The sequence below is a fragment of the Thioclava sp. GXIMD4215 genome (assembly GCF_045291555.1).
GTDB lineage: Bacteria > Pseudomonadota > Alphaproteobacteria > Rhodobacterales > Rhodobacteraceae > Thioclava > Thioclava litoralis.
Map to the genome: position 1 here is coordinate 2,571,444 of NZ_CP149515.1, position 26,932 is coordinate 2,598,375.

The window sequence follows — 26,932 nt, forward strand, 5'->3', positions numbered from 1 at the left end:
TGCCAAAGGCTTTCGCCGCAAGGGGAAAGCTTATGGTCAATCCGGTGTGCCAAATTTTCACCTTAGTGGTTTGGTAAGGGGTTTGTAGCAGACTGCTCTCGGGTGATTAGAGACTGAGGTGGGAGATGGCCTTCGAATATCCGGGCGATGGAGCCCTTGATTACTTCCCGTGCAGATACGGAAAGTCCAAGTTGTTGTTTCGTGGGCCGCGGCGTCGGCTTGACGTTCCGTTCGTATCCGCGATTGGCGGGTCCGAAACCTATGGTAAGTTCGTAGAGACGCCTTGGCCGGAACTGGTCGAACAGAAGATCGGTATGCAGGTCGTGAATTTCGGCTACCTCAATGCCGGTATCGACGTATTTCTACACGAGCCGCAGATGACCGAAATTCTGCAAAAATCGCATGTCAGCGTGATCCAGCTGATGGGCGCGCAGAATATGTCGAACCGGTTCTACGCCGTGCATCCGCGCCGGAATGACCGTTTCTTGCGCGCTTCAAATCTGATGCGCGCGGTCTTCAACGATGTGGATTTCACCGAATTCAACTTTACGCGCCATATGCTGACAGCCCTGCAACGCCGCGCACCCGACCGGTTCGACTCGCTGGCGCAGGAATTGCAGATGGCGTGGGTCTCGCGGATGAACAAGCTGCTGGACCGCATTCCGGGACGCAAGGTGCTGCTATCGCTGCATGATTACGGCGATCCGGCACAGAATGATCCGTTGGGGCCAGAGCCGTTGATGGTGACGAAAGATATGCTGGATCAGGTGCGTGCCCGCGCCGATGTCGTGGTCGAGATCGAGCCGTCGATGCAGGCGCGCCGCTCGGGGACCGAGGGGATGCATTTCGCCGCGATGGAAGAGCCCGCAGCTCTGACCATGCCGGGACCGCAGGTGCATGACGAAATCGCCGAGGCGCTTGCCCCGGTTCTGGCAAAGATGATCTGATGCAAAAAGGGGGGCGTAAGGCCCCCCTTTCTAGCTTTCGCTGATCTAGTGGATCAGATTTTCGAGGTGAGTTCCGGAACAGCCGTGAAGAGATCCGCCACCAGACCGTAATCGGCCACTTGGAAGATCGGTGCTTCTTCGTCCTTGTTGATCGCGACGATCACCTTGGAATCCTTCATCCCCGCCAAGTGCTGGATCGCACCCGAAATACCGCAGGCGATATAAAGATCGGGGGCAACGACCTTGCCGGTCTGACCCACTTGCCAATCATTCGGCGCAAATCCCGAGTCGACGGCGGCGCGCGATGCACCAACTGCCGCGCCCAGCTTGTCGGCCAATGCGGAGATGATCGCGAAATCCTCTTCCGACCCAACGCCGCGGCCACCCGAGACCACGATTTTGGCAGAGGTCAGTTCGGGACGGTCGCTTTCGGCAACGCGGTCCTCGACCCAAGCGGACAGGGCTTTGTCGCCCGTTGCCGCACCGGCTTCGATGGCGGCTGCTCCGCCTGCCGGAGCCGCTTCGAAAGATGCGGTGCGCACGGTCAGAACTTTGGTCGCATCCTTCGACTTCACGGTCTGGATGGCGTTTCCGGCATAGACGGGGCGTTCGAACGTATCGGCATCGATAACGGCCGTCACATCCGAGAGCACCATCACGTCCAGCAGGGCCGCCACGCGCGGCAGTACGTTTTTGGCCGAGGCTGTCGAGGGCGCAACGATATGGCTGAACCCGCCCGCCATCGCGACGATCAGATCGGCCAGCGGTTCGGCGAGACCGTGGGCATAGGCCGCATCATCGACATTCACGACCTTGCTGACACCCGACAGTCCGGCCACGGTGGAGGCATCCACACCTTCACCCGCGACCAGAACGGTCACGTCGCCCAAGGCCACAGCCGCCGAAAGCGCCTTTGCGGTGGCGTCCAGCGCGACCTCTTTGCCTGCGATTTCTGCAATCAGAAGAACAGCCATTACAGAGCCCCCGCTTCTTTGAGTTTCGTCACCAGCTCGTCGACCGACCCGACCTTCACGCCTGCGGCGCGGCCTGCGGGCTCGGCAGTTTTGACGATTTCGAGACGCGGCGCGACATCGACGCCGTAATCGGCCGCGGTTTTCGCTTCCAGCGGCTTTTTCTTTGCCTTCATGATGTTGGGCAGCGACGCATAGCGCGGCTCGTTCAGGCGCAGGTCGGCGGTAATGATCGCGGGAAGCTTGACCTTGATGGTCTGCAAGCCGCCATCGACCTCGCGCGTCACCTGTGCCTCGTCACCGGTGATTTCCACCGAAGACGCGAAGGTGGCCTGCGACCAGCCCAGCAGGGCCGAAAGCATCTGGCCCGTAGCATTCATATCATTATCAATGGCTTGTTTGCCAGCAATCACCAAGCCGGGGGCCTCTTCGGCCACCACTTTGGCCAGAATTTTGGCGACAGCGAGCGGCTCGATATCGGTGTGAACATCCTCGGCGGCCTCAACAAGGATCGCACGATCCGCGCCCATGGCGAGTGCGGTGCGCAGCGTGTCCTGCGCCTGCTTGACGCCGATCGACACCACGACGATCTCCGTCGCCGCGCCCTTTTCCTTCAGGCGGATCGCCTCTTCCACGGCGATTTCGTCGAACGGGTTCATCGACATTTTCACATTCGCCAGATCGACACCGCTCCCATCCGCTTTTACACGGACTTTCACGTTATAATCGATCACGCGCTTGACGGGTACGAGGACCTTCATATGCGTGGTGCTCCCTTAGTTTTCTGGCCCTTACGGGGCTTAAATTGGAGTTCGGGGTTATTGTTACAACGCGGCGCTGCAGAGAAACAGGGGAAAACCGACCCACCTTAGTCTCGCTGCGGCATGGAGTCGCGTCTGCTATACGGAATGTTTCTGCTACCGGTTCGCGCCGGGAACCCAGAGGATATCGCTGCGCCCTTCGTCATTGGCCATCCGCGCTGCGGCAAAGAGCCAATCCGATAGACGATTGAGATATTTGACAGAATGTGGGTTGACCTGTTCCACCTCCATCAGGGCCACGGCTTCGCGTTCCGCGCGGCGGGCCACGGTGCGGGCATGGTGGAGATGCGCCGCGCAGGCCGTGCCGCCGGGGAGGATGAAGCTGCGCAGGGGCTCCAGCACGGCGGTCATTGCGTCAATTTCGGTCTCCAGCCGGTCGGTCTGGCTTTGGAGGATACGCAAGACCTCGTAGCCCGCTTGCTCATCGCGCTCCGGATCGGGCCGCGCCAGATCGGCACCGAGGTCGAACAGGTCGTTCTGGATGCGCGCAATCTGGTCCTGCAGATCGCCTTGGGCATGGAGCCGCGCCAGCCCGAGCACGGCGTTCAGCTCATCGACCGTGCCATAGCTGTTTACGCGCGCAGAGGATTTCGCGACGCGTTGCCCGTCGACCAGCGCGGTTTGTCCGCCATCGCCGGTGCGGGTGTAAATCTTGTTCAAGACGACCATCTGGTTCCTCTTTCCGAACAGGGTGTTACGTCGGGCGCATCTTAGGGCGTCAACCTTTGCTTGCAAGCCAATCAAGGGCACGCACCGGCAAAAATCGGCGGGCAATGGCCATAATATGGGTCGGAACCGTGATCGCATAGCGTGCGCGTGGATGCTGTGCGGTGAGCGCGGTCAGGATTTTCCGTGTAACGGCAGAGGCCGGAAGCTCGAATCTGTCGGGGCCCTGTTTGGGTTCATAAAGGCGTTTGAGCAGGCTCGCTTCATATTGTGCGCGGCGCGGCGAGGCGCGCCAGTCGATCCAGCGTTCGAAATGCGGGATCGAATTGGCGCGGATGCGGGAGGTAATGGGGCCGGGTTCGATCAGCACGAACTTGATGCCGGTGTCCTTCATTTCCTGCCGCATCACATCGGTCAGCCCCTCAAGGGCGAATTTTGTTGACACATAGGCCGCCCGCCAGCGCACGCCCACTAGGCCAAGCACCGAGGAACATTGCAGAATACGCCCCTCGCCATTCTCGCCCTGCTGGCGCATCACCTTGATCGCGCGGCAGGTCAGATCATGCAGGCCGAAGAGGTTGGTCTCGAAAATCTCGCGCAGTGCCCCTGCGGGCAGGTCTTCGGCGGCACCGGGGCAGGCGAAGGCCGCATTGTTGTAAAGCGCATCCAGCCGCCCGCCGGTCAGCTCCAGGGCCTGTGCGAAACCGCGTGCGATAGAGGTGGGGTCGGCCATGTCGAGTTGCACGCATTGCAGCCCCTCGGCACGCAGCCTGTCGCAGTCTTCGGGTTTGCGGGCACTGGCGATCACGGTCCAGCCTGCCGCTTTCAGCCCATGCGCCGCATCATAGCCGATGCCGGAAGAGCAGCCTGTGATCAGGATGGTTTTGGCCATGCCGGTTCTCCTTGAAATGACGGAAACTGCGTAGGCACTCCTGCACAGGGGCGCAAGAAAAAGCCGCAGCCTGTGGGACTGCGGCCTTGCGCCTGCTGTCTGGAACGGCGGATTAATTGGCGGGCGAGAGGAAGCGTTTGGACACCCATCCCTCGATGCCATCGCCTTCGATGCGGATTTTTGCCCAGCCGCCGTTCTGGGCAATCATCTGGACTTCCTCGCCGCGTGTGACCCCATCGACGCGCTGATACGAGGCCGCAGGCCCCGACCGCACATTGAGCGCGCCAGCCGTCACCCGCCAGACCTGCATATCGGCCGGAGTCTCCTGACCAAAGGTGCTGGCTGCCTCGGCGTGGAGGTCGCGATACTCGGGCGAGCTGCGCAGGGCAGGGCCGGGCATCGGTTTCGGAAAGGCGCGGGTAATGGCGGCGGATTTCGGCGTATGTACCGGCGCGGCGGCGTCTTGCGGGACCGTGGCTGCCGCCGCAGGGGTGACAAGCGCGGCATTCACCGTTTCATCGGTCAACACGGCGGCTTGGATCAGCCCGCTTGCAGCCTGCGCGCCTGTGGCCGGTGCCTTTGCCTGTGCGATCTGTGCCGGTTTGTCCTCGCGGCCCGCAATCACCATGACTAAAAAAAGAGCGACTAACGTATTGAACGTCAATTTCAACATTTAACAATTCCCCCTGTCCGCGGGTCTGGCAGGACCCACGGATGATAACATGCCCGTGATTGCGCTTTCGGGGCTAACGCGTCAAGGCCGTTCGGGTTCCGCAGCAGTTTGAAATTGCGGCTGGACCGAAAGCCGCTGCCGCTTTAGAGATTTGGCCCATGAGCGAGCATGATGATGAGATTCCTTCGGCGCTGTCCTCCGAGCCGTTAAGCCGTGCAATCGGCGACCGGTATCTGACCTATGCGCTATCCACGATCATGCACCGGGCGCTGCCCGATGCACGAGACGGGCTGAAACCCGTGCATCGCCGCATTCTTTATGCGATGCGCGAATTGAAACTGTCCTCGACGGGGGGCTTCCGGAAGTCGGCCAAGATTTCCGGTGACGTGATGGGCAACTATCACCCTCACGGCGATGCGGCGATCTATGATGCGATGGCGCGTCTGGCGCAGGATTTCGCCATGCGCTATCCGCTGGTCGACGGTCAGGGTAACTTCGGCAATATCGACGGCGATAACCCCGCCGCCTCGCGCTATACCGAGGCGCGGATGGCCAAGCCCTCGGAAAGCCTGTTGGAAGGGCTGGCCGAGAACGCCGTTGATTTTCGCCCCAATTATGACGGCACGCTGGAAGAGCCGGTGGTTCTGCCCGCCGCCTTCCCGAACCTGCTGGCCAATGGGGCTTCGGGGATTGCCGTAGGGATGGCGACCAATATCCCGCCGCATAACCTTGACGAGCTGGTCGAGGCCTGTCTGGCGATGATTGCCAAGCCCGCGATCGAGGATGACGCGCTGATCGACTTTATCCCGGGCCCGGATTTCCCGACCGGCGGCGTGATCGTCGAGCCGCGCGAGAATATCCTGACCGCTTATCGCACGGGGCGCGGCGCGTTCCGTCTGCGGGCGAAATGGGAGGTCGAGGACCTTGGTCGCGGCCAATGGCAGGTGATTGTCACCGAGATCCCCTATCAGGTGCAGAAATCCAAGCTGATCGAGCGTCTGGCCGAGGTCATCCAGACCAAGAAGGTGCCGGCGCTGGCCGATGTGCGCGATGAATCCGCCGAGGATGTGCGCATTGTGCTCGAGCCCAAGACCAAGACGGTCGCGCCCGAGATGCTGATGGGGATGCTGTTCAAGAATTCGGATCTCGAGGTCCGGTTCTCGATGAATATGAACGTGCTGATCGACGGGCGGGTGCCCAAGGTCTGCTCGCTCAAGGAGGTGCTGCGGGCGTTTCTGGATCACCGCCGCGATGTGCTGTGCCGTCGTTCGCAGCATCGTCTCGACAAGATCGCCCACCGCCTTGAGGTCCTGAACGGCTATATCATCGCCTATCTCAACCTTGACCGCGTGATCGAGATCATCCGCACCGAGGATGAGGCCAAGCCCGCGCTTATGCGCGAGAATTGGGCCGTGACCGATGGCGCGCCTGTCTTCCTGACGGAAGTGCAGGCCGAGGCGATCCTGAATATGCGCCTGCGGTCCTTGCGCCGCCTCGAAGAGATGGAGCTGCGGCAGGAACGCGATAACCTTCTGGCCGAACGGGCAGGTCTTGAAGAGCTTCTGGGCTCGGAGAAGCTGCAGTGGAAGGCCATCGGCACCGAGCTGAAGGATATGCGCAAGCAATTCGGCAAGGGGACTGCGATTGGCGCCCGCCGCACCAGCTTTGCCGATGCGGGCGAGGTCGAGGAGGTACCGATCGAAGCGATGATCGAGCGCGAGCCGATCACCGTGATCCTGTCGCAGATGGGCTGGATCCGCGCGATGCGGGGCCATAATGCGCTTGATGCCGAAGTGAAGTTCAAGGATGGCGATGGCCCGCGCTTTGCGCTGCATGCCGAGACGACCGACCGCATTGTGATGCTGGGCGCGAATGGTCGCGCCTATACCGTGCTGGGGGCCAATCTGCCCGGCGGGCGGGGTATGGGCGAGCCGGTCCGTCTGATGGCCGATATCCCGAACGAGGTGGAGATCACCCATGTTCTGGTGCCGAAAGAGGGCGAGAAATATCTGCTGGCCTCGACGGCGGGGGACGGGTTCATCTGTCCGGCAGAAGAGCTGATCGCCCAGACCAAGAGCGGCAAGCAGGTGCTGAATGTGAAAGCCCCTGACCAGACCGCGGCCTGTGTGCCGGTGTCTGGGGATATGGTGGCCGTGGTGGGCGAGAACCGCAAGGTGCTTGTCTTCCCGCTGGGCGAGCTGCCTGAAATGGCGAAGGGCAAGGGCGTGCGCCTGCAGAAATACAAGGATGGCGGCTTGTCCGACATCCGCACGTTCACAGCCGCCGAGGGCCTGAGCTGGAAGGATCCGGCAGGGCGCACCCGTACCGAGACAGATCTTTCGGAATGGGAAGCCAAACGGGCGACGGCGGGGCGTATGGCCCCGCGCGGGTTCCCGCGCGACAATAAGTTCAACTGATCGGGGAGGGGGCGTCACGGTGCCCCTTGACCGCATGAGCCATAAAAAAGGCGGCCTTTCGGGCCGCCTTTTCGTTGATGTCCGGTGGATCAGGCGGCCACGGCCAGAGGGGCAACGCCCAGCTCGGTATGGACCTTTTCGATGACGGCCTCGGGCAGACCGAGCGCATTTGCGAATTCTTCGAGGTAAGCGGTGTCTTTCGCACAGTCAGGGTCTGCGGCCATTACCGACACGGCATAGGCCTGCGGCTCCAGACCCGACGGGATCTTCGAGGTCAGGCGCTCGATATCGATAGGGGCCTCCAGCACGTGTTTGACAAAGGCGCGTTCTTCGCCATGCATGCCGTCAAGTTTGGACAGAAGTCTTTCACGCTCGGTCTGGTCGATGACCTCATCGGCCTTGGCGGATTGCAGCAGTGCTTTCACCAGAACAGCGGCCGCGACATTCTGCGCGGGGGAGGGCTTTTTCCACGGTTCTGCACCGCTGGCGAAAGCCGAGTTCAGCTCTTCACCGAAGGATCGTTCCGAGGTGACGCGCTGCGCCGGTGTCTTGCCCAGACATTCACTGCTGGTCGCATCGGAGAGCTGTTCCAGCAATTTGCCAAGCCCGCCACGCGCGCCGCACATATTGCGCGACAGTTGCGAGATCGCATCGCTCATTCCGCCACTGCCGGCAGAGCTGGAGCGATGGCGCACCAGCGAGGCGCTGCGGCCCAGACGTTCCAGCATGGCGCCCATGCTGTTGCCGCTGAACTGGCCGAGGTGATTCACTTTGCCGCCCAGCAGATTGGCAATGCGCTCTTCGCCGGTGCCGTCAACGTCACCATTCAAGAGACCACCAGAGCCACCAATCTCCCCCCTGCCCGCACGGGCAAGATTGGAGCCGCCTTTTGCTTGGGACATTCCCAAGGCAACTTTGGCGAGTGTTCCGACGAATGACATGATGGCCTCCTGCAGTATCAGATATGACGAGTGTATGACGTAGCTTACGAAAAGTCAGGGGGAGGGGTTCCTCTCCTGTGGGACTGTGACTTGCGGGCTACGCAAGAATTCGCCACTCGAGCGTATGAAATGAACAATTTGCACAAATATCATGCCGGATTTCGCATTTTGTGCAATCTTCCTGACGCAGGGTTCGGCCCTGCCGTGCGCTTTTGTCGCGCTTGGCCGATGACGGCGGACCCCGTTGGGAAGACGGCGCGGGAAGCTTCTGTATGCTCCGGCAGGAAAACTATGGCTGAAAGCAGCGCGAATGCACTTATCCCGCTTGATTTTTCTGCTGTGGGGAAATATCTAGCCCGCGATATTGTCACGGGCCTTCAGCCGGCCCCCCAAACCAGAGGCGTCCCGCGAGATGGCAAAGGAAAAGTTTGAACGTAACAAACCGCACGTCAACATCGGCACCATCGGCCACGTTGACCACGGTAAAACCACGCTGACCGCTGCAATCACCAAATATTTCGGTGACTTCAAAGCCTACGACCAGATCGACGGCGCACCGGAAGAAAAAGCACGCGGCATCACCATCTCGACCGCACACGTCGAGTACGAGTCGGAAACCCGCCACTACGCGCACGTCGACTGCCCCGGCCACGCTGACTATGTGAAAAACATGATCACCGGTGCGGCACAGATGGACGGCGCGATCCTGGTTGTGAACGCAGCTGACGGCCCGATGCCGCAGACCCGCGAGCACATCCTGCTGGGCCGTCAGGTTGGCATCCCGTACATGGTCGTTTACCTGAACAAGGTTGACCAGGTGGATGACGAAGAGCTGCTGGAACTGGTGGAAATGGAAGTTCGTGAACTTCTGTCGTCCTACGACTTCCCCGGCGACGATATTCCGATCATCAAGGGTTCGGCTCTGGCCGCTCTGGAAGGTCGCGATCCGGAAATCGGCGAGAACTCGATCCGTGAGCTGATCGCAGCTGTCGACGAATACATCCCGACCCCGGCACGTGCTGTTGACCAGCCCTTCCTGATGCCGATCGAAGACGTGTTCTCGATCTCGGGCCGTGGTACCGTTGTGACCGGTCGTGTCGAGCGCGGCGTGATCAACGTTGGCGACGAACTGGAAATCGTTGGTATCCGCGACACCAAGAAAACGACCTGCACCGGTGTGGAAATGTTCCGCAAGCTGCTGGATCGTGGTGAAGCAGGCGACAACATCGGCGCCCTGCTGCGCGGTATCGACCGTGAAGGCGTTGAGCGTGGTCAGGTTCTGTGTAAGCCGGGTTCGGTCAAGCCGCACACCAAGTTCGAAGCAGAAGCCTATATCCTCACCAAAGAGGAAGGTGGCCGTCACACGCCGTTCTTCGCGAACTACCGTCCGCAGTTCTACTTCCGCACGACCGACGTCACCGGGACCGTTACGCTGCCGGAAGGCACCGAGATGGTTATGCCGGGCGACAACCTGAAGTTCGAAGTCGAACTGATCGCACCGATCGCAATGGAAGACGGTCTGCGCTTCGCAATCCGCGAAGGCGGTCGTACCGTTGGCGCAGGCGTTGTGTCGAAAATCCTCGCATAATCCTTCGGGAGAATGCGCGATACGGAAGGGCGGCCTTTGGGCCGCCCTTTTGCTTTGCGCCCCTTGTGGTCTGGCAGGGGAGGGGCGCTGCCCCTCTTGGGGCCGGGGCGGCCCCAATTCACCCCGGGATATTTCAAGCAGCTGGAAAGGGTTGACCTGTGGCGGGGAAGAAAATGACACCGAGGGGCGATTCCTTGAAAATGTCTCTTGATTTCCCTCTTGGGGGTCTGTATCTCCCGCTCACGGCCTAGGGGTATAGCTCAGTTGGTAGAGCATCGGTCTCCAAAACCGAGGGTCGCGGGTTCGAGTCCCTCTGCCCCTGCCAGTCCTTTCCTTCGATGAAGTGCTCATGTTGGCGGGCTGGTGACGGTCGGCGCTACAGGAGTGTAGCGGCGCGTGAATGTAGCCAGCCTGTTTCGGGCGACTAGAGGAAGATGGCATAATGGCAAATCCCCTTCGGTTCTTGCAGCAGGTGCGTTCGGAAACCGGCAAGATTTCTTGGCCGTCGCGTCGCGAGGTGGTGCTGACCTCGGTTATGGTTCTCGTCTTGACGGCGCTGACGGCGTTGTTCTTCTCGGGGGTCGATTTCGTAATTCGACTGGGAGTCGGCCAGCTGATCGGCTGATCTTCCAATAGGGTGGAGCGGGCTTGAAAAAGCCCTGCGACGTCTGTATGGGAGCATGACTCTCCGGAAAAGGGCGTGCATCGATTCGGATCGTGCGCGCTCGTTTTGTTTCGGTGTCGGGGTCGGGCCGCAAGGCAACGGCGCGACAAAATGGGAATTCGCGGCGTCTTGGGCGTCGAATGAGGAAAAGGCAGGCTCGAGCATGGCGAAGCGTTGGTATTCGGTGATGGTTCTCTCGAATTTCGAGAAGAAGGTTGCCGAGCAGATCCGGCAGTCCGTTGCCGAGAAGGGCCTTGAGGACGAGATCGAAGAAGTTCTCGTTCCGACCGAAGAAGTGATCGAAGTGCGCCGTGGCAAGAAAGTCACCTCGGAGCGCCGCTTCATGCCAGGCTATGTGCTGGTGCGGATGGATATGACCGATCAGGGCTATCACCTGATCAACTCGACCAACCGTGTGACGGGCTTCCTTGGCCATCAGGGCAAGCCGATGCCGATGTCGGATGCGGAAGTGAACCGCATGCTGAACCGCGGTGGGAGCGCTTCGGCCGAGAAGGCCGAGCCGCGCAGCCTGATCACCTTCGAGGTGGGCGAGAATGTGAATGTGACCGACGGGCCCTTCGAGGGCTTCTCGGGTATGGTCGAGGAAGTTGACGACGTTGCGAGCCGCCTGAAAGTGACGGTATCGATCTTCGGTCGTCCGACCCCGGTCGAGTTGGAATTCACTCAGGTGCAGAAAATCGCCTGAGCGAGTGTGGGAGGTGTCGGGAATGAGCCCGCGCCGTGACCACTAAACTTGCCCTTCGGGGCAGAGTGATGAAGGAGCAGCCAAATGGCTAAGAAAGTGGTTGGGCAGCTGAAGCTGCAAATCGCAGCGGGTTCCGCGAACCCGTCCCCGCCCGTCGGTCCCGCACTGGGTCAGCGCGGCATCAACATCATGGAATTCTGCAAGGCGTTCAACGCCAAGACGCAGGAGATGGACAAGCAGGCGAAGATCCCGACGGTCATCACCTACTATGCCGACAAGTCGTTCACTTTCGAAGTGAAGCAACCGACCGCGTCGTTCTTCATCAAGCAAGCTGCTGGCCTGAAGCCGGTTGGCAAGCGTAACCGCCCGAAGGGGTCGGTTGCACCGGGTCGTGAAGTTGCAGGCACCATCACCGCAGCCCAAGTCCGTCAGATCGCGGAAGCGAAAATGTCGGACCTGAACGCCAACGACATCGAAGGCGCGATGAACATCATCCTCGGCTCCGCGAAGTCGATCGGTATCGAGGTGAAAGGCTAAGTCATGGCAAAGCTCGGTAAACGCACCAAAGCCGCACGCGAAGCATTCGCAGGCAAAGAACTGATCACCGTCGAGGACGCAGTTGCACTGGTGAAAACCAATGCAAAAGCAAAATTCGACGAGACGCTCGAAATCGCAATGAACCTTGGCGTTGATCCGCGTTACGCAGACCAGATGGTCCGTGGCGTTGTGACCCTGCCGAACGGCACCGGTAAAACGGTTCGTGTTGCTGTTTTCGCACGTGGCCCGAAAGCTGACGAAGCCAAGGCTGCAGGCGCGGACATCGTTGGCGCAGAAGACCTGATGGAAACCATCCAGTCGGGCAAGATCGAATTTGATCGCTGCATCGCGACCCCGGACATGATGCCGATCGTCGGCCGTCTGGGTAAGATCCTCGGCCCGCGCAACCTGATGCCGAACCCCAAAGTCGGCACCGTGACCATGGACGTGAAAGCGGCCGTGGAAGCTGCCAAAGGTGGTGAAGTCCAGTTCAAAGTCGAAAAAGCCGGTGTGATCCACGGCGGCATCGGCAAGGTGTCCTTCTCGGAAGAGCAGCTGGCACAGAACGTTCGCGCGTTCGTGGAAGCTGTTGCAAAAGCCAAACCGGCTGGTGCAAAAGGCAACTACCTGAAAAAGGTCTCGATCTCCTCGACCATGGGTCCGGGCGTGTCGATCGACCTGACTTCGGCAACCGGCAACTAAGCACGGTCCGGAAAGATAGGGGAGGGGCGGTCTTCGGGCCGCCCTTTCTTTTTATATGTTGAGCGAAAATTAAAGCTTCACAAGTGTTGCGTGACGGTGTAGGAACGCAGCCTGTTGCACCTCTGGCCTGATGGTCATGGTGGAACGATTCGTCCGAGACGGTGGGTGGGGTGCAAACCTGATAAATCCTGCCTGAGACGGGAAGGACCAGATTTCCAAGGTGCTTTGCATGAAGCCCCAAAGGTGATCTTGGACGGACCGTTGCGGACCCCGAGTCGGGGCAGCTGCCCCGGCAAAATGAGCCGGAGGGTCAAACCTCCCAACTTGGAGTGTAACTGTGGATAGAGCCCAGAAAGAGAAAGTGGTCGACGAGCTCGGCCAGATCTTCGAAAGCTCTGGCGTCGTGGTGGTTGCCCACTACGAAGGCCTGACGGTTGCTGAAATGCAGGACCTGCGCGCGAAAATGCGTGAAGCGGGCGGGTCTGTGCGCGTTGCCAAGAACAAGCTCGCCAAGATCGCCCTTGCGGACAAGCCGTGCGAAAGCATCGCTCAGTACCTCACGGGCATGACTGTGCTTTCCTATTCCGAAGATCCGGTCGCAGCTGCGAAAGTGATCGTGGAATACGCCAAAGGGAACGAGAAACTCTCGATCCTCGGCGGTGCTATGGGGAATGATGCACTTGACGTCGCCGGTGTTAAAGCCGTTGCAGCTATGCCGTCGCGTGAAGAGCTTATCGCTCAGATCGTGTCGTGCCTGGGTGCACCCGCTTCGAACATCGCCGGTGCCATTGGCGCGCCTGCTTCGAACATCGCGGGCATTCTCTCGACCATCGAAGAGAAAGCTGCGTAAGCAAACTGTTATGGCCTTCGTTGTGGCTTGAAGCCCGACGTTGGAAAACCCAAATCTTAGGAACTGAGTAAAATGGCTGATCTGAAAAAACTCGCCGAAGAAATCGTTGCTCTGACGCTGCTGGAAGCGCAAGAGCTGAAAACCATCCTGAAAGACGAGTACGGCATCGAGCCGGCAGCCGGTGGCGCCGTGATGATGGCTGGCCCGGCAGCAGCTGCTGAAGCGGCTGAAGAAAAAGACGAATTCGACGTCGTTCTGGTTGACGCTGGTGACAAGAAAATCAACGTCATCAAAGAAGTTCGCGGCATCACCGGTCTTGGCCTGAAAGAAGCCAAAGAACTCGTTGAAGGCGGCGGCAAAGTCAAAGAAGGCGCCAACAAAGCGGAAGCTGAAGAAATCAAGAAAAAGCTCGAAGAAGCAGGCGCAAAAGTCGAACTCAAGTAATTGGGTTCGGTGCGTATGCATCGAGTTTGACACTAGGCTGGGTCCGGAGTTTCCGGGCCCAGCCGAACCTGTCTCGGAGAGTGCTTTTGCTGAAAAGTGTTCTCCAAGGCGGCGTTCGCGGCTCGGGAGCTGACCGGTGGGACGGTTGGCAGGTATGGAGCCGCCCCCCTTATCGCCAGGCGTTGCGCAATGGGCCCCGACATTGCGCCGCACGCGAAAAGACGAAAGGTGACGACGAGCATGGCTCAAGCTTACGTTGGTCAAAAGCGCATTCGCCGCTACTACGGTAAGATCCGCGAAGTCCTCGAAATGCCGAACCTCATCGAGGTTCAAAAAGCATCCTATGATCTGTTCCTGCGCTCCGGCGAAGGGGAGGGGCATCTGGATGGCGAAGGCATCAAGGGTGTTTTCCAGTCGGTTTTCCCGATCAAAGATTTCAATGATAATGCGATTTTGGAGTTCGTGAAATACGAGCTCGAAAAGCCGAAATACGACGTTGAGGAATGCCAGCAGCGCGACATGACCTACAGCGCCCCGCTGAAGGTCACCCTGCGCCTCATCGTATTCGATGTCGACGAGAACACCGGTGCGCGTTCCGTGAAGGACATCAAGGAACAAGACGTGTTCATGGGCGACATGCCCCTGATGACCAAAAACGGGACCTTCGTCGTGAACGGGACCGAGCGGGTTATCGTCAGCCAGATGCACCGTAGCCCGGGCGTGTTCTTCGACCATGACCGCGGCAAGACCCATTCTTCGGGCAAGCTGCTGTTCGCATGCCGGATCATTCCGTATCGCGGGTCGTGGCTCGATTTCGAATTCGACGCCAAAGACCTCGTGTTCGCACGGATCGACCGCCGCCGGAAACTGCCGGTGACGACGCTGCTCTATGCGCTTGGTATGGATCAGGAAGGCATCATGGATGCCTATTATGACACTGTAACCTACACCTCCAAAGGGCGTCAGGGCTGGGTCACCAAATTCTTCCCCGATCGTGTGCGTGGCACCCGTCCGACCTATGATCTGGTCGATGCGGATTCGGGCGAAGTGATCTGCAAAGCGGGCGACAAGATGACCCCGCGTATGGTCAAGAAGATCAAGGACGAAGGTCAGATCACCGATCTTCTGGTGCCCTTCGACCATATTCTGGGTCGCTTCTGCGCCAAGGATATCGTCAATGACCAGACCGGCTTCATCTATATCGAAGCAGGCGACGAGCTGACCGCGGAATATGACCGCGATGGCGATCTGGTGGGTGGTTCGGTCAAGACCCTGATCGATAATGGCATCACCGAGATTCCGGTGCTGGACATCGATAACGTCAATGTCGGTCCCTATATCCGTAACACGCTGGCAGCCGATAAGAACATGAACCGCGATGGCGCGCTCATGGATATCTACCGCGTCATGCGTCCGGGTGAGCCGCCGACCGTCGAGGCCGCGTCGAACCTGTTCGATTCGATGTTCTTCGACAGCGAGCGTTACGATCTTTCCGCTGTTGGCCGCGTGAAGATGAATATGCGTCTGGATCTGGATGCCCCCGATACCCAACGGACGCTGCGTCCGGCAGATATCGTGGCCTGCATCAAGGGTCTTGTGGAGCTGCGCGACGGCAAGGGCGAGATCGACGATATCGACCACCTCGGCAACCGTCGTGTCCGTTCGGTCGGCGAGCTGATGGAAAACCAGTATCGCGTCGGTCTGCTGCGCATGGAGCGTGCGATCAAGGAACGTATGTCCTCGGTCGAGATCGACACCGTGATGCCGCAGGATCTGATCAACGCGAAACCGGCAGCGGCGGCTGTGCGTGAATTCTTCGGCTCCTCGCAGCTGTCGCAGTTCATGGACCAGACCAACCCGCTCTCGGAAGTCACGCATAAGCGTCGTCTCTCGGCCCTCGGCCCGGGCGGTCTGACGCGTGAACGTGCAGGCTTCGAGGTGCGCGACGTTCACCCGACCCATTATGGCCGGATGTGTCCCATTGAGACACCGGAAGGTCAGAACATCGGTCTGATCAACTCGCTGGCAACCTTCGCCCGTGTGAACAAATACGGTTTCATCGAAACCCCGTATCGCAAGGTTGAAGACGGCAAGGTCACGGATGACGTGGTCTATATGTCGGCTACCGAAGAGATGCGCCACACCGTGGCTCAGGCAAACGCTGACCTCGACGAGGAAGGCCGCTTCAAGAACGAACTCGTCTCGACCCGTCAGGGCGGCGAATTCATGCTCAACCCGAACGAAGCGGTCGATCTGATCGACGTTTCGCCGAAGCAGCTTGTTTCGGTCGGTGCGGCACTGATTCCGTTCCTTGAAAACGACGACGCGAACCGCGCCCTGATGGGGGCGAACATGCAACGTCAGGCCGTGCCGCTGATCCGTGCCGAAGCGCCCTTCGTGGGTACCGGTATGGAAGCGACCGTGGCGCGCGATTCGGGGGCTGCGATCTCGGCGGACCGTTCGGGCATCATCGACCAGGTCGATGCGGCACGTATCGTTATCCGTGCGACCGAAGACCTCGAGCCGGGTGATCCGGGCGTTGACATCTACCGTCTGCGCAAGTTCAAACGTTCGAACCAATCCTCCACCATCAACCAGCGCCCGCTGGTGAAAGTGGGCGAGTCGGTCGTGAAGGGTCAGGTTATCGCTGACGGTCCCTCCACCGATCACGGCGATCTGGCCATCGGCCGGAACGTGGTCGTGGCCTTCATGCCGTGGAATGGCTACAACTACGAAGACTCGATCCTGATCTCCGAGCGTATCCACAAAGACGACGTGTTCACCTCGATCCATATCGACGAATACGAAGTTGCGGCCCGCGATACGAAGCTTGGTCCGGAAGAGATCACCCGCGATATCCCGAACGTCGGTGAGGAAGCCCTGCGCAACCTCGACGAAGCCGGCATCGTCTATATCGGTGCCGAAGTCGGCCCGGGTGACATTCTTGTCGGTAAGATCACGCCGAAGGGTGAAAGCCCGATGACGCCGGAAGAAAAACTTCTGCGCGCCATCTTCGGTGAGAAAGCGTCTGACGTGCGCGATACCTCGCTGCGTCTGCCGCCGGGTGCCTATGGGACCATCGTGGAAGTCCGCGTCTTCAACCGTCATGGTGTGGACAAGGACGAACGTGCGCTGCAGATCGAGCGTGAGGAAGTCGAACGTCTGGGTCGCGACCGCGATGACGAGCTCGCCATTCTCGAGCGCAACATCTACGCCCGTCTGCGTTCGATGATCATCGGCAAGACTGCGGTCAAGGGCCCCAAAGGCATCAAGCCGGGTTCCGAGATCACGGTTGACCTGCTGGCAACCCTGTCGCGCGGCCAATACTGGCAGCTCGCACTGGAAGACGAAGCCGACGCGAAAGAAGTCGAGGCTCTGAACGACCAGTACGAGGCGCAGAAGAAGGCGCTGGATCTGCGTTTCGAAGACAAGGTCGAGAAAGTCCGTCAGGGCGACGATCTGCCTCCGGGCGTGATGAAGATGGTCAAGGTCTTCGTGGCTGTGAAGCGCAAGCTTCAGGCAGGCGACAAGATGGCAGGCCGCCACGGGAACAAGGGTGTTGTGTCGAAAGTCGTTCCGGCTGAAGACATGCCGTTCCTGGCCGATGGTACGCCGGTCGACCTCGTTCTGAACCCGCTGGGCGTGCCTTCGCGGATGAACGTCGGTCAGATCCTTGAAACCCATATGGGTTGGGCCTCGCGCGGTCTGGGCCTTCGCATCGACGAGGCGCTGAAAGACTATCGCAAGTCGGGCGACCTGACGCCGGTGCGCGAAGCGATGCGCTATGGCTATGGCGACGAGACCTATGAGGACGCCTTCGCCGAGATGGAAGACGAGCGTTTCGTGGAAGCGGCAGAGACCGTGCGCACGGGGGTTCCGATTGCCACGCCGGTCTTCGACGGTGCGAAGGAAGAAGACATCAACGACGCGCTGCGTCGTGCGGGCTTCGACACTTCGGGTCAGTCGGTGGTCTTCGACGGTCGGACCGGTGAGCAATTCGCTCGTAAGGTCACCGTGGGCGTGAAGTACTTCCTGAAGCTTCACCACCTCGTCGACGACAAGATGCACGCGCGTTCGACCGGTCCGTACTCGCTTGTTACCCAGCAGCCGCTGGGTGGTAAGGCGCAGTTCGGTGGTCAGCGTCTCGGGGAGATGGAGGTCTGGGCTCTGGAAGCTTATGGCGCCGCCTACACCCTGCAAGAGATGCTCACCGTCAAGTCGGATGACGTGGCAGGCCGGACGAAGGTCTATGAATCGATCGTCAAAGGCGAGGACAACTTTGAAGCCGGCGTGCCGGAATCCTTCAACGTTCTCGTCAAAGAGGTCCGGGGCCTTGGCCTCAACATGGAACTCCTGGATGCGGAGGATGACGAGTAAGGGGGCTTCCCCCTTACTTTCCCCCGCCTCTGCTGCCCCCTAACAAGGATTTTCAGATGAACCAGGAAATCACGACCAATCCGTTCAACCCGCTGGCACAGCCCAAGCAGTTTGACGAGATCAAGGTGTCGCTGGCATCGCCGGAACGGATCCTCTCGTGGTCCTACGGCGAGATCAAAAAGCCGGAAACCATCAACTACCGCACGTTCAAACCCGAGCGTGACGGTCTGTTCTGCGCCCGTATCTTTGGCCCGATCAAAGACTACGAATGTCTTTGCGGCAAATACAAGCGCATGAAATATCGCGGCGTTGTCTGCGAGAAATGCGGTGTGGAAGTCACACTGCAAAAGGTCCGTCGCGAGCGTATGGGCCATATCGAACTGGCCGCGCCCTGCGCCCATATCTGGTTCCTCAAGTCGCTGCCCTCGCGCATCGGCCTGATGCTGGACATGACGCTGCGTGACCTCGAGCGTATTCTCTACTTCGAAAACTATGTCGTCATCGAGCCGGGTCTGACCGACCTGATGTATGGCCAGCTGATGACCGAAGACGAATATCTCGACGCGCAGGACCAGTATGGCGCAGATGCTTTCACCGCCAACATCGGTGCTGAAGCGATCCGCGAGATGCTGGCAGGGATCGATCTGGAAGCCACCGCAGAGACCCTGCGCGAAGAGCTGAAAGAAGCGACCGGCGAGCTGAAGCCGAAGAAGATCATCAAGCGTCTGAAGATCGTCGAGAACTTCCTCGAGTCGGGCAACCGTCCCGAGTGGATGGTGCTGACCGTTCTTCCGGTGATCCCGCCGGAACTGCGTCCGCTTGTGCCGCTGGATGGTGGCCGCTTCGCGACCTCGGATCTGAACGATCTGTATCGCCGCGTGATCAACCGGAATAACCGTCTGAAGCGCCTGATCGAACTGCGTGCGCCCGATATCATCGTGCGTAACGAAAAGCGTATGCTGCAGGAATCGGTCGATGCGCTGTTCGACAACGGCCGTCGTGGCCGCGTGATCACGGGCACCAACCGTCGCCCGCTGAAATCGCTGTCGGATATGCTCAAAGGTAAGCAGGGCCGCTTCCGTCAGAACTTGCTCGGTAAGCGCGTCGACTTCTCGGGTCGTTCGGTTATTGTGACCGGTCCGGAACTCAAGCTGCACCAGTGTGGTCTGCCGAAGAAGATGGCTTTGGAACTCTTCAAGCCCTTCATCTATTCGCGCCTCGAGGCCAAAGGCCTGTCGAGCACCGTGAAACAGGCGAAGAAGCTTGTCGAAAAAGAGCGTCCGGAAGTTTGGGATATCCTCGACGAGGTCATCCGCGAACACCCCGTCTTCCTGAACCGCGCACCGACGCTGCACCGTCTTGGCTTCCAGGCGTTCGAACCGACGCTGATCGAAGGTAAGGCCATCCAGCTGCACCCGCTTGTCTGCTCGGCGTTCAACGCGGACTTCGACGGTGACCAGATGGCTGTGCACGTCCCGCTGAGCCTTGAAGCCCAGCTGGAAGCGCGCGTCCTGATGATGTCGACGAACAACGTTCTGTCGCCCGCAAACGGCGCGCCGATCATCGTTCCGTCGCAGGATATGATCCTTGGTCTTTACTACCTGACCATGGAGCGCAAAGGCATGAAGGGCGAAGGCATGGTCTTCGGCTCGATCGAAGAGATGGAGCACGCGCTGAACGCGGGTGAGCTGCATCTGCATGCCAAGATCCACGCCCGCGTGAAGCAGATCGACGAGACCGGCAACGAAGTGTTCATCCGCTTCGAGACCACTCCGGGCCGTCTGCGCCTTGGGTCGCTCTTGCCGCTGAACGCGAAAGCACCCTTCGATCTGGTGAACCGTCTTCTGCGGAAGAAAGACGTGCAGAATGTCATCGACACCGTCTACCGTTATTGCGGCCAGAAAGAGTCGGTGATCTTCTGTGACCAGATCATGTCGATGGGCTTCAAGGAAGCGTTCAAGGCAGGGATCTCGTTCGGTAAGGACGATATGGTGATTCCGGATACCAAATGGACCATCGTCAATGATGTCCGCGATCAGGTGAAGGATTTCGAACAGCAGTATATGGACGGCCTGATCACTCAGGGCGAGAAGTATAACAAGGTTGTCGATGCATGGTCGAAATGTAACGATCAGGTCACCGAAGCCATGATGTCGACCATTTCGGCTGCGAAATATGACGAGAACGGTGCCGAGATGGAACCGAACTCGGTCTATATGATGGCCCACTCCGGTGCACGGGGCTCGGTCACGCAGATGAAGCAGCTGGGCGGTATGCGCGGTCTTATGGCCAAGCCGAACGGCGAGATCATCGAGACGCCGATCATCTCGAACTTCAAGGAAGGTCTGACCGTTCTTGAATACTTCAACTCGACCCACGGCGCCCGTAAAGGTCTGTCGGATACGGCACTGAAGACGGCAAACTCGGGTTACCTGACCCGTCGTCTGGTGGACGTGGCGCAGGACTGCATCGTGCGTGCGCATGATTGCGGTACCGATAAGGGGATCACGGCTTCGGCCGCGATCAATGACGGTGAAGTGGTTGCGCCGCTGTCCGAGCGTGTTCTGGGCCGTGTGGCTGCAGATGACGTTCTGGTTCCGGGCTCGGACGAGGTGCTGGTGCGCCGCAACGAACTGATCGACGAGCGTAAAGCCGATCAGATCGAGGCGGCCGGCGTGCAGTCGATCCGTATCCGTTCGGCGCTGACCTGTGAGGCGGAAGAGGGCGTTTGCGCACTCTGCTATGGTCGTGACCTTGCGCGCGGTACCATGGTTAACCAGGGCGAGGCCGTCGGTATCATCGCGGCACAGTCCATCGGTGAACCCGGGACCCAGCTGACGATGCGGACCTTCCACATCGGCGGTGTGGCTCAGGGTGGCTCGCAATCCTTCCTCGAGGCAAGCCAAGAGGGTAAGATCGAGTTCCGCAATCCGTCGCTCTTGGAAAACGCCAATGGTGAGCAGATCATCATGGGCCGGAACATGCAGATCGTGATCGTCAATGACCACGGCGAGGAACTGGCAAGCCACAAGGTCGGCTATGGTACCCATGTCTTTGTGAAAGAAGGCGATGTGGTCAAGCGCGGCACCAAGCTGTTCGAATGGGACCCCTATACCCTGCCGATCATCGCCGAGAAGGCCGGTAAAGCGAAGCTCGTGGACCTCATCGCGGGTCTGTCGCTGCGCGAGGACACGGACGAAGCAACCGGTATGACGCAGAAGATCGTGTCCGACTGGCGTTCGTCGTCGCGTGCAAAAGACCTCAAGCCGGAGATCTTCATCGTTGATCAGGATGGCGAGCCGGTCCGCAATGATGCGGGTCACCCGGTGATCTATCCGATGTCGGTCGATGCGATCCTTTCGGTTGACGAGGGGCAGGACATCCGTGCCGGTGACGTGGTCGCCCGTATCCCGCGCGAAGGCGCGAAGACGAAGGACATTACCGGTGGTCTGCCGCGTGTGGCCGAACTCTTCGAAGCCCGTCGTCCGAAGGATCACGCGATCATCGCCGAGATCGATGGCTATGTGCGCTTTGGGAAAGACTACAAGAACAAGCGCCGCATCGCGATCGAACCGCGTGAAGAAGGTCTGGATGCCGTCGAATACATGGTGCCGAAAGGCAAGCACATCCCGGTGCAGGAAGGCGACTTCGTGCAGAAGGGTGACTACATCATGGACGGTAACCCGGCACCGCATGACATTCTGCGCATCATGGGGATCGAGGCTTTGGCCGGATACCTCATCAACGAAGTGCAGGACGTCTATCGTCTGCAAGGTGTGAAGATCAACGATAAGCATATCGAAGTGATCGTGCGCCAGATGCTGCAGAAGATCGAGGTGCTGGATTCCGGCGACACCACGCTTCTCAAGGGCGAGCATGTCGACAAGGTCGAGTTCGACGAGGTCAATGCCAAGGCAGAGGCCCGTGGGGTTCGTCCGGCGCATGGCGAGCCGGTTCTGCTGGGGATTACCAAAGCCTCGCTGCAGACCCGTTCGTTCATCTCGGCGGCGTCCTTCCAGGAAACCACCCGCGTTCTCACCGAGGCATCCGTCCAAGGTAAGCGCGACAAGCTGGTTGGCCTGAAAGAAAACGTCATCGTGGGTCGTCTGATCCCGGCAGGGACGGGCGGGGCCACCAGCCAGGTCCGTCGTGTGGCAAGCGAGCGCGACAGCGTCGTGATCGAAGCCAAGCGCGCCGAGGCAGAGCAGGCGGTTGCGCTTGCTGCACCGTCGAACACCGATAGCGGTGCCGATTTCGGTGTTGTCGAAACGCCGGAAAGCCGCGACTGAGACCGGTCTGACTGAACTGGCATGGGGCCTCGCTGCATCAGCGGGGCCCTTTGTCGTGAACGTGTATAGCGGTCGGGCTGCGTCCCCGTTAGAGACAGCGCAAGATATACATGACATGGCTGTCACCCCAGTGTTACAGGGGAATGGCAAGAGCGCGATCAAGAAACGAATGCTGCGGTAGATGACAGAGCTGACGATAATAATTCCCGCCAAGAACGAAGCCGAGAATATTGCGGCGCTGGTCGATGAGATCCATAGTGTGTGTGAGGCACGGTATGACTACGAGGTGATCGTCATTGATGACGGTTCTACCGATGCGACCGGACAGATCCTCGCGGAGCGCCTGCAAAGCGATGCGCGGTTGCGGCTGTTGTCCAACCGGCAGTCTGGTGGGCAAAGTGCGGCCGTCCATAGCGGTGTGCTTGCTGCGCGCGGGCGGATCTGCTGCACGCTGGATGGCGACGGGCAGAACCCGCCCCCCGACATTCCGAAACTCGTCGATGCGCTGCTGGCCGATCCCGAGGCGGGGCTTGTTGCGGGCCAGCGGGTCGGGCGGCAGGATACATGGTCGAAGCGCTATGCTTCGAAATTTGCCAATGCGCTGCGGGCGCGGGTTTTGCAGGATGGCACGCGCGACACGGGCTGTGGCCTTAAGGCGTTCCGCCGCGATGCGTTTTTGCTGATGCCTTTCTTCAACCATATGCACCGCTATCTGCCCGCGCTCTTCGCGCGCGAAGGGCTACGGGTGCTTCTGGTCGATGTCAGCCATCGCCCGCGTCTTGGCGGGCAGTCCAACTATAACAATTTCCAGCGTGCGATGGTCGGGATTGTCGATCTGTGCGGTGTGGCATGGTTGCTGCGCCGGAAAAAGACCGCCCGCCCGACCGAGATTCTGGTCAAGGAGACCGGCCTATGATCGACCATCTGTTGAAGCTGTTCCATGTCGAGAATGGCACAGAGCTGGCGTGGGTGCTGTTCGGCCTGTCGGCACAGCTGATGTTTACCGCGCGCTTTCTGGTGCAATGGATCGCCTCTGAAAAGGCACAGGATTCGGTGATGCCGGTGGCGTTTTGGTATTTCTCGCTTCTGGGCGGGGTGATGCTGCTGTCTTACGCGCTTTATCGCCATGATCCGGTCTTCGTGCTCGGGCAGGCGCTTGGGGTGGTGATCTATTCACGTAATCTATGGCTGATCCATGCAAAACGCCGTCGTGACAGCTGAGAAGGCATGGTGGCCGCGCGCGCTGGCGGTTGTCGCGCTGATTACGGCGCTGCGGCTGCTGGCGCTGGCCTTCAACAAGGCAGAGCTCTTTGTTGACGAGACCCAATATTGGTTCTGGGGCCAGAATTTCGATTTCGGGTACTATTCCAAGCCGCCGCTGATCGGCTGGCTGATCCGTGCGGTAACCGATCTGGCTGGCAGTTCCAGCCCGTTCTGGGTGCGGATGCCCGGAGCGGTGCTGCACGGGCTGACGGCGCTGATCCTCGGGCTGACGGCCGCGCGGCTCTTCGATGCGCGCACGGCCTTCTGGACCGCGCTGACCTATGTGACCCTGCCATTCGTGGCGCTCGGGTCGTTGCTGATATCGACCGATACCGTCATGGCGCCGTTTTTTGTCGGCGCGATCCTGTTCTTTGTCCGGACCTGCCAGACGCGCGGGGCAGGGAGCGCGGTGCTGACGGGGCTCTGTGCCGGTGCGGGCTTCATGGCGAAATATGCCGCGATCTATCTGATCCCCGGCGCGCTACTCGCGGCGCTTGTCCTGCGCGACTTCCGCCCCGGCTGGCGCAACAGTCTGTTGATGGTCGTGGCCTTCGGGGGGGTGATTGCGCCCAATGTGCTCTGGAACCTGACCCATGACCTGACGACCGTCGAACATACGATGGATAATGCGGGCTGGGTGCGAACGGGGGCCCATCTGAACTGGGGGTCGCTGGGGGAATTTTTTGCCGGCCAGTTCGGGGTGTTCGGGCCGGTGTCCATGCTGGCCCTGCTATGGGGCTATCTGCGTCCGGCCAATGGCCCGCAGAAGGCGCTGGCGCTGCTGTCGATCCCTGCCTTGGCGGTGGTTCTGGTGCAGGCGTTGCTGGACCGTGCCTATGCGAATTGGGCGGTCGGTGCCTATTTCGCGGGGACCATTCTGGCGGTTTCGGTGCTGGCACCGCGCTGGCGCAGGATCGCCGTTGCCGTCAATCTGGTGCCCTGTGTGCTGCTGCCTGTCCTGACACTGCTGGCCCCCTGGCCGGAGGTTGGCGGCAAGCCGCTTCTGCAGCGCTATCTTGGCCGCGCCGAATTGAGCAAGGCGGCATTATCGCTGGCCCATAGCGCCGGTCTGCCACTGCTGTCGGACAATCGCGATGTTCTGGCCGATCTGTTCTATCAGGGGCGCGATGGTCAGGTGCCGATCTATGCCGTGCCGCCCGAGGGACGTCCACGCAGCTATTACGAACAGATGCGCGCCATGCCCGAGGGGTTAGGGCCAGTGCTTCTGATTGCTACGCAACCACCCGCAGCCTGTCAGGGGGGCGAAAGCGCGGCACTTCCGCGCAGCGGCTACTGGGCGCGCTATGATATGCGGGCGTGGTATGTTGAGGCGGAGTGTCTGTATGCGCGCTAATACCTATCGCCGGACCGGTCTTTGGCTTTTGATCATGTGGACGGTGGCGGTCTGTCTGTTCGAAGCCTTTCCGCAGATTGATCTCTGGGTGACGGCGTTATTCTACACGCCAAAGCTCGGGTTTACGGCGGGGTGGCTGGATCCGGTGCTGGAATATCTGCGGCAACGGATCTGGGATCTTTCGGTCCTTCTGGCCGTGGTCTCGCTGGTCATGGTCGGGCTCTGCGCCGTCTTGCGCCGCCCGCTGCTGCGCCTGACCTTGCGCGATTGGGCATGGATCATGCTCAGCTATCTCATCGGGCCGGTGATCTTGGTCAATGGCCTGTTCAAAGCCTATTCGGGGCGCGCCAGACCTGCCGAGATCCTGCCTTTCGGCGGCGAACACCTGTTTACACGGGCGTGGCAATTCGCGGATCAATGCACAAGTAACTGCTCCTTCGTTTCGGGCGAGGGGGCGGCGGTCGTGATTCTGTCCTTGGGGCTCTGGCTGGTCGGGCGGCGCTGGTGTGGCGCGCGCGGTCAGGCCCGCGCGACAGGCTGGGCGTGGGGGCTTTCGGTCTTTGTGCTGCTACAACGCCTTGTTACAGGACGACATTTCCTGTCGGATCTGACATTTGCGGCGCTGATATCGCTGACAATCGCCTGGGCGCTCTGGGGGCTTTTGCAGAACGGCGGCCAACGCCGTGCAGAGTTGACAAAGGCGGGGCAAGAGCCTATACGCCGCCCATCCCCACGGGCCTGAAAACCGTGTGGGAGACTGAAACATCGGTGGTATCACTCCGGACCCATGTCCGTCCTCCCGTGTTTCGCACGCAGTCTTCCGAAGCGACATGCGGACGGAGATTGCGATTTGGCGTTTGTGCGAATGGGCGCATGACGCTGTCGAGAAGTGGCGCCATCATCCCGGTGGCGAGTATTGACAACCTGATAGAAAGCGAACGGGGAACCGAATGCCGACAATCCAGCAGCTGATCCGCAAACCGCGTCAGCCGAAAGTGCAGCGCTCTAAGTCGCAGCACCTCCAGCAGTGCCCGCAAAAACGTGGCGTCTGCACGCGTGTGTACACCACCACGCCGAAGAAACCGAACTCCGCTATGCGTAAAGTCGCCAAAGTGCGTCTGACGAATGGCTTCGAGGTCATTTCCTACATCCCGGGCGAAAAGCACAACCTGCAAGAGCACTCTGTTGTTCTGATCCGCGGCGGCCGTGTGAAAGACCTTCCGGGTGTCCGTTACCACATCCTGCGCGGTGTGCTGGATACCCAAGGTGTTAAAGATCGTCGTCAACGTCGCTCCAAATACGGCGCGAAGCGTCCGAAGTGATCGTAGGAAAGGGATACACATATGTCTCGTCGTCACGCCGCTGAGAAGCGCGAAGTTCTCCCGGACGCCAAATTTGGTGACCGCGTTCTGACCAAGTTCATGAACAACCTGATGATCGACGGTAAGAAATCTACCGCCGAACGCATCGTCTACAACGCACTGGATCGCGTCGAAGGCAAGCTCAAGCGCGAGCCGATCGAAGTGTTCCACGAAGCCCTCGACAACGTGAAGCCGGCTGTTGAAGTCCGTTCGCGTCGTGTGGGTGGTGCAACCTACCAAGTTCCGGTCGAAGTTCGTCCGGCACGCCGCGAGGCGCTGGCAATCCGCTGGCTGATCTCGGCTGCACGTGGTCGCAATGAAAACACCATGGAAGAGCGTCTTGCAGGCGAACTTCTGGACGCGGTGAATTCGCGCGGTACGGCAGTTAAGAAACGCGAAGACACGCATAAAATGGCCGACGCGAACAAAGCGTTCAGCCATTATCGCTGGTAAACCCAACGGAAGGACG

The 26,932-nt window shown here is 59.8% G+C and carries 23 protein-coding genes and 1 tRNA gene; 18 read left to right on the plus strand and 6 right to left on the minus strand.

Features of this window, described 5'->3' with window-relative positions:
• Nucleotides 1-125 precede the first annotated feature (125 nt).
• Nucleotides 126-947, plus strand: a complete 822-nt coding sequence (locus WDB86_RS12820) for a DUF6473 family protein (RefSeq protein WP_406736096.1) — start codon at nt 126-128, stop codon at nt 945-947.
• A 53-nt stretch (nt 948-1,000) separates the two neighbouring features.
• On the opposite strand, the gene WDB86_RS12825 is transcribed toward WDB86_RS12820, so the two are convergent.
• The 5 genes from WDB86_RS12825 to WDB86_RS12845 form a co-directional block, all read right to left on the minus strand.
• Nucleotides 1,001-1,921: an FAD-binding protein gene (locus tag WDB86_RS12825; RefSeq protein ID WP_339108114.1), complete on the minus strand. Its 921-nt coding sequence runs from the start codon at nt 1,919-1,921 to the stop codon at nt 1,001-1,003.
• Nucleotides 1,921-2,679 carry an electron transfer flavoprotein subunit beta/FixA family protein gene (locus WDB86_RS12830; RefSeq protein ID WP_339108113.1) on the minus strand — a complete coding sequence of 253 codons (759 nt, stop codon included), beginning with the start codon at nt 2,677-2,679 and terminating at the stop codon, nt 1,921-1,923. Before WDB86_RS12830 ends, WDB86_RS12825 begins: the two co-directional genes overlap by 1 nt.
• Nucleotides 2,680-2,835: 156 nt before the next feature.
• Nucleotides 2,836-3,408: a cob(I)yrinic acid a,c-diamide adenosyltransferase gene (locus tag WDB86_RS12835; protein ID WP_339108111.1), complete on the minus strand. Its 573-nt coding sequence runs from the start codon at nt 3,406-3,408 to the stop codon at nt 2,836-2,838.
• A gap of 49 nt (nt 3,409-3,457) precedes the next feature.
• Nucleotides 3,458-4,297: an SDR family NAD(P)-dependent oxidoreductase gene (locus WDB86_RS12840; protein WP_339108110.1), complete on the minus strand. Its 840-nt coding sequence runs from the start codon at nt 4,295-4,297 to the stop codon at nt 3,458-3,460.
• Nucleotides 4,298-4,409: 112 nt separating this feature from the next.
• Nucleotides 4,410-4,970 carry an SH3 domain-containing protein gene (locus WDB86_RS12845; RefSeq protein WP_406736097.1) on the minus strand — a complete coding sequence of 187 codons (561 nt, stop codon included), beginning with the start codon at nt 4,968-4,970 and terminating at the stop codon, nt 4,410-4,412.
• Nucleotides 4,971-5,128: 158 nt separating this feature from the next.
• On the opposite strand from WDB86_RS12845, the gene parC reads away from it, so the two are divergent.
• Nucleotides 5,129-7,387, plus strand: coding sequence for a DNA topoisomerase IV subunit A (gene parC / locus WDB86_RS12850; protein ID WP_406736098.1), 2,259 nt, complete (start codon nt 5,129-5,131; stop codon nt 7,385-7,387).
• An 89-nt stretch (nt 7,388-7,476) separates the two neighbouring features.
• Here the strand turns inward: parC and WDB86_RS12855 are convergent, their stop codons facing one another.
• A complete protein-coding gene (locus WDB86_RS12855; RefSeq protein WP_406721236.1) occupies nt 7,477-8,328 on the minus strand; it encodes a DUF533 domain-containing protein in 852 nt (283 codons plus the stop codon).
• Nucleotides 8,329-8,740: 412 nt separating this feature from the next.
• Here WDB86_RS12855 and tuf point away from each other — a divergent pair, with 412 nt between their 5' ends.
• The 16 genes from tuf to rpsG all read left to right on the plus strand — a co-directional run bounded on the left by tuf (nt 8,741) and on the right by rpsG (nt 26,916).
• The gene (gene tuf / locus WDB86_RS12860; RefSeq protein ID WP_339108092.1) at nt 8,741-9,916 is read left to right on the plus strand and encodes an elongation factor Tu; all 1,176 of its coding nucleotides are present in this window, start codon (nt 8,741-8,743) and stop codon (nt 9,914-9,916) included.
• 249 nt (nt 9,917-10,165) lie between these two features.
• Nucleotides 10,166-10,241 (plus strand) — tRNA-Trp (locus WDB86_RS12865).
• Between the two features lie 117 nt (nt 10,242-10,358).
• On the plus strand, nt 10,359-10,541 hold the full coding sequence (secE, locus tag WDB86_RS12870; protein WP_339108106.1) for a preprotein translocase subunit SecE: 183 nt from the start codon (nt 10,359-10,361) through the stop codon (nt 10,539-10,541).
• A 202-nt stretch (nt 10,542-10,743) separates the two neighbouring features.
• Entirely contained in the window at nt 10,744-11,286 is a 543-nt protein-coding gene (gene nusG, locus WDB86_RS12875) for a transcription termination/antitermination protein NusG (RefSeq protein WP_339108105.1), read from the plus strand.
• 84 nt (nt 11,287-11,370) lie between these two features.
• Nucleotides 11,371-11,823 carry a 50S ribosomal protein L11 gene (rplK, locus tag WDB86_RS12880; RefSeq protein ID WP_339108104.1) on the plus strand — a complete coding sequence of 151 codons (453 nt, stop codon included), beginning with the start codon at nt 11,371-11,373 and terminating at the stop codon, nt 11,821-11,823.
• 3 nt (nt 11,824-11,826) lie between these two features.
• Entirely contained in the window at nt 11,827-12,525 is a 699-nt protein-coding gene (rplA, locus tag WDB86_RS12885; protein WP_339108103.1) for a 50S ribosomal protein L1, read from the plus strand.
• A gap of 337 nt (nt 12,526-12,862) precedes the next feature.
• Nucleotides 12,863-13,375 carry a 50S ribosomal protein L10 gene (gene rplJ, locus WDB86_RS12890; RefSeq protein WP_339108102.1) on the plus strand — a complete coding sequence of 171 codons (513 nt, stop codon included), beginning with the start codon at nt 12,863-12,865 and terminating at the stop codon, nt 13,373-13,375.
• A 72-nt stretch (nt 13,376-13,447) separates the two neighbouring features.
• Entirely contained in the window at nt 13,448-13,819 is a 372-nt protein-coding gene (rplL, locus tag WDB86_RS12895) for a 50S ribosomal protein L7/L12 (protein ID WP_339108101.1), read from the plus strand.
• Between the two features lie 240 nt (nt 13,820-14,059).
• A complete protein-coding gene (gene rpoB, locus WDB86_RS12900) occupies nt 14,060-18,196 on the plus strand; it encodes a DNA-directed RNA polymerase subunit beta (RefSeq protein ID WP_339108100.1) in 4,137 nt (1,378 codons plus the stop codon).
• 56 nt (nt 18,197-18,252) lie between these two features.
• Nucleotides 18,253-22,485: a DNA-directed RNA polymerase subunit beta' gene (rpoC, locus tag WDB86_RS12905; protein ID WP_339108099.1), complete on the plus strand. Its 4,233-nt coding sequence runs from the start codon at nt 18,253-18,255 to the stop codon at nt 22,483-22,485.
• 181 nt (nt 22,486-22,666) lie between these two features.
• Nucleotides 22,667-23,401 carry a glycosyltransferase family 2 protein gene (locus WDB86_RS12910; protein WP_339108098.1) on the plus strand — a complete coding sequence of 245 codons (735 nt, stop codon included), beginning with the start codon at nt 22,667-22,669 and terminating at the stop codon, nt 23,399-23,401.
• Nucleotides 23,398-23,706, plus strand: a complete 309-nt coding sequence (locus tag WDB86_RS12915; protein WP_339108097.1) for a lipid-A-disaccharide synthase N-terminal domain-containing protein — start codon at nt 23,398-23,400, stop codon at nt 23,704-23,706. Before WDB86_RS12910 ends, WDB86_RS12915 begins: the two co-directional genes overlap by 4 nt.
• The gene (locus WDB86_RS12920) at nt 23,696-25,102 is read left to right on the plus strand and encodes an ArnT family glycosyltransferase (RefSeq protein WP_406736099.1); all 1,407 of its coding nucleotides are present in this window, start codon (nt 23,696-23,698) and stop codon (nt 25,100-25,102) included. Before WDB86_RS12915 ends, WDB86_RS12920 begins: the two co-directional genes overlap by 11 nt.
• Entirely contained in the window at nt 25,092-25,844 is a 753-nt protein-coding gene (locus WDB86_RS12925; protein WP_406736100.1) for a phosphatase PAP2 family protein, read from the plus strand. The genes WDB86_RS12920 and WDB86_RS12925 overlap by 11 nt, the downstream gene beginning before the upstream one ends.
• Before the next feature lie 208 nt (nt 25,845-26,052).
• A complete protein-coding gene (gene rpsL / locus WDB86_RS12930) occupies nt 26,053-26,424 on the plus strand; it encodes a 30S ribosomal protein S12 (RefSeq protein ID WP_096433949.1) in 372 nt (123 codons plus the stop codon).
• Nucleotides 26,425-26,445: 21 nt separating this feature from the next.
• Nucleotides 26,446-26,916: a 30S ribosomal protein S7 gene (gene rpsG, locus WDB86_RS12935; RefSeq protein ID WP_339108094.1), complete on the plus strand. Its 471-nt coding sequence runs from the start codon at nt 26,446-26,448 to the stop codon at nt 26,914-26,916.
• The last annotated feature ends 16 nt before the right edge of the window (nt 26,917-26,932 follow it).

What these genes read in the sequence shown, in the direction of transcription:
- WDB86_RS12820 (WP_406736096.1), top strand. Translation starts at nt 126, where the DNA reads ATGGCCTTCGAATATCCGGGCGATGGAGCCCTTGATTACTTCCCGTGC.
- WDB86_RS12825 (WP_339108114.1), bottom strand. Translation starts at nt 1,921, where the DNA reads ATGGCTGTTCTTCTGATTGCAGAAATCGCAGGCAAAGAGGTCGCGCTG.
- WDB86_RS12830 (WP_339108113.1), bottom strand. Translation starts at nt 2,679, where the DNA reads ATGAAGGTCCTCGTACCCGTCAAGCGCGTGATCGATTATAACGTGAAA.
- WDB86_RS12835 (WP_339108111.1), bottom strand. Translation starts at nt 3,408, where the DNA reads ATGGTCGTCTTGAACAAGATTTACACCCGCACCGGCGATGGCGGACAA.
- WDB86_RS12840 (WP_339108110.1), bottom strand. Translation starts at nt 4,297, where the DNA reads ATGGCCAAAACCATCCTGATCACAGGCTGCTCTTCCGGCATCGGCTAT.
- WDB86_RS12845 (WP_406736097.1), bottom strand. Translation starts at nt 4,970, where the DNA reads ATGTTGAAATTGACGTTCAATACGTTAGTCGCTCTTTTTTTAGTCATG.
- parC (WP_406736098.1), top strand. Translation starts at nt 5,129, where the DNA reads ATGAGCGAGCATGATGATGAGATTCCTTCGGCGCTGTCCTCCGAGCCG.
- WDB86_RS12855 (WP_406721236.1), bottom strand. Translation starts at nt 8,328, where the DNA reads ATGTCATTCGTCGGAACACTCGCCAAAGTTGCCTTGGGAATGTCCCAA.
- tuf (WP_339108092.1), top strand. Translation starts at nt 8,741, where the DNA reads ATGGCAAAGGAAAAGTTTGAACGTAACAAACCGCACGTCAACATCGGC.
- secE (WP_339108106.1), top strand. Translation starts at nt 10,359, where the DNA reads ATGGCAAATCCCCTTCGGTTCTTGCAGCAGGTGCGTTCGGAAACCGGC.
- nusG (WP_339108105.1), top strand. Translation starts at nt 10,744, where the DNA reads ATGGCGAAGCGTTGGTATTCGGTGATGGTTCTCTCGAATTTCGAGAAG.
- rplK (WP_339108104.1), top strand. Translation starts at nt 11,371, where the DNA reads ATGGCTAAGAAAGTGGTTGGGCAGCTGAAGCTGCAAATCGCAGCGGGT.
- rplA (WP_339108103.1), top strand. Translation starts at nt 11,827, where the DNA reads ATGGCAAAGCTCGGTAAACGCACCAAAGCCGCACGCGAAGCATTCGCA.
- rplL (WP_339108101.1), top strand. Translation starts at nt 13,448, where the DNA reads ATGGCTGATCTGAAAAAACTCGCCGAAGAAATCGTTGCTCTGACGCTG.
- rpoB (WP_339108100.1), top strand. Translation starts at nt 14,060, where the DNA reads ATGGCTCAAGCTTACGTTGGTCAAAAGCGCATTCGCCGCTACTACGGT.
- rpoC (WP_339108099.1), top strand. Translation starts at nt 18,253, where the DNA reads ATGAACCAGGAAATCACGACCAATCCGTTCAACCCGCTGGCACAGCCC.
- WDB86_RS12910 (WP_339108098.1), top strand. Translation starts at nt 22,667, where the DNA reads ATGACAGAGCTGACGATAATAATTCCCGCCAAGAACGAAGCCGAGAAT.
- WDB86_RS12915 (WP_339108097.1), top strand. Translation starts at nt 23,398, where the DNA reads ATGATCGACCATCTGTTGAAGCTGTTCCATGTCGAGAATGGCACAGAG.
- WDB86_RS12925 (WP_406736100.1), top strand. Translation starts at nt 25,092, where the DNA reads ATGCGCGCTAATACCTATCGCCGGACCGGTCTTTGGCTTTTGATCATG.
- rpsL (WP_096433949.1), top strand. Translation starts at nt 26,053, where the DNA reads ATGCCGACAATCCAGCAGCTGATCCGCAAACCGCGTCAGCCGAAAGTG.
- rpsG (WP_339108094.1), top strand. Translation starts at nt 26,446, where the DNA reads ATGTCTCGTCGTCACGCCGCTGAGAAGCGCGAAGTTCTCCCGGACGCC.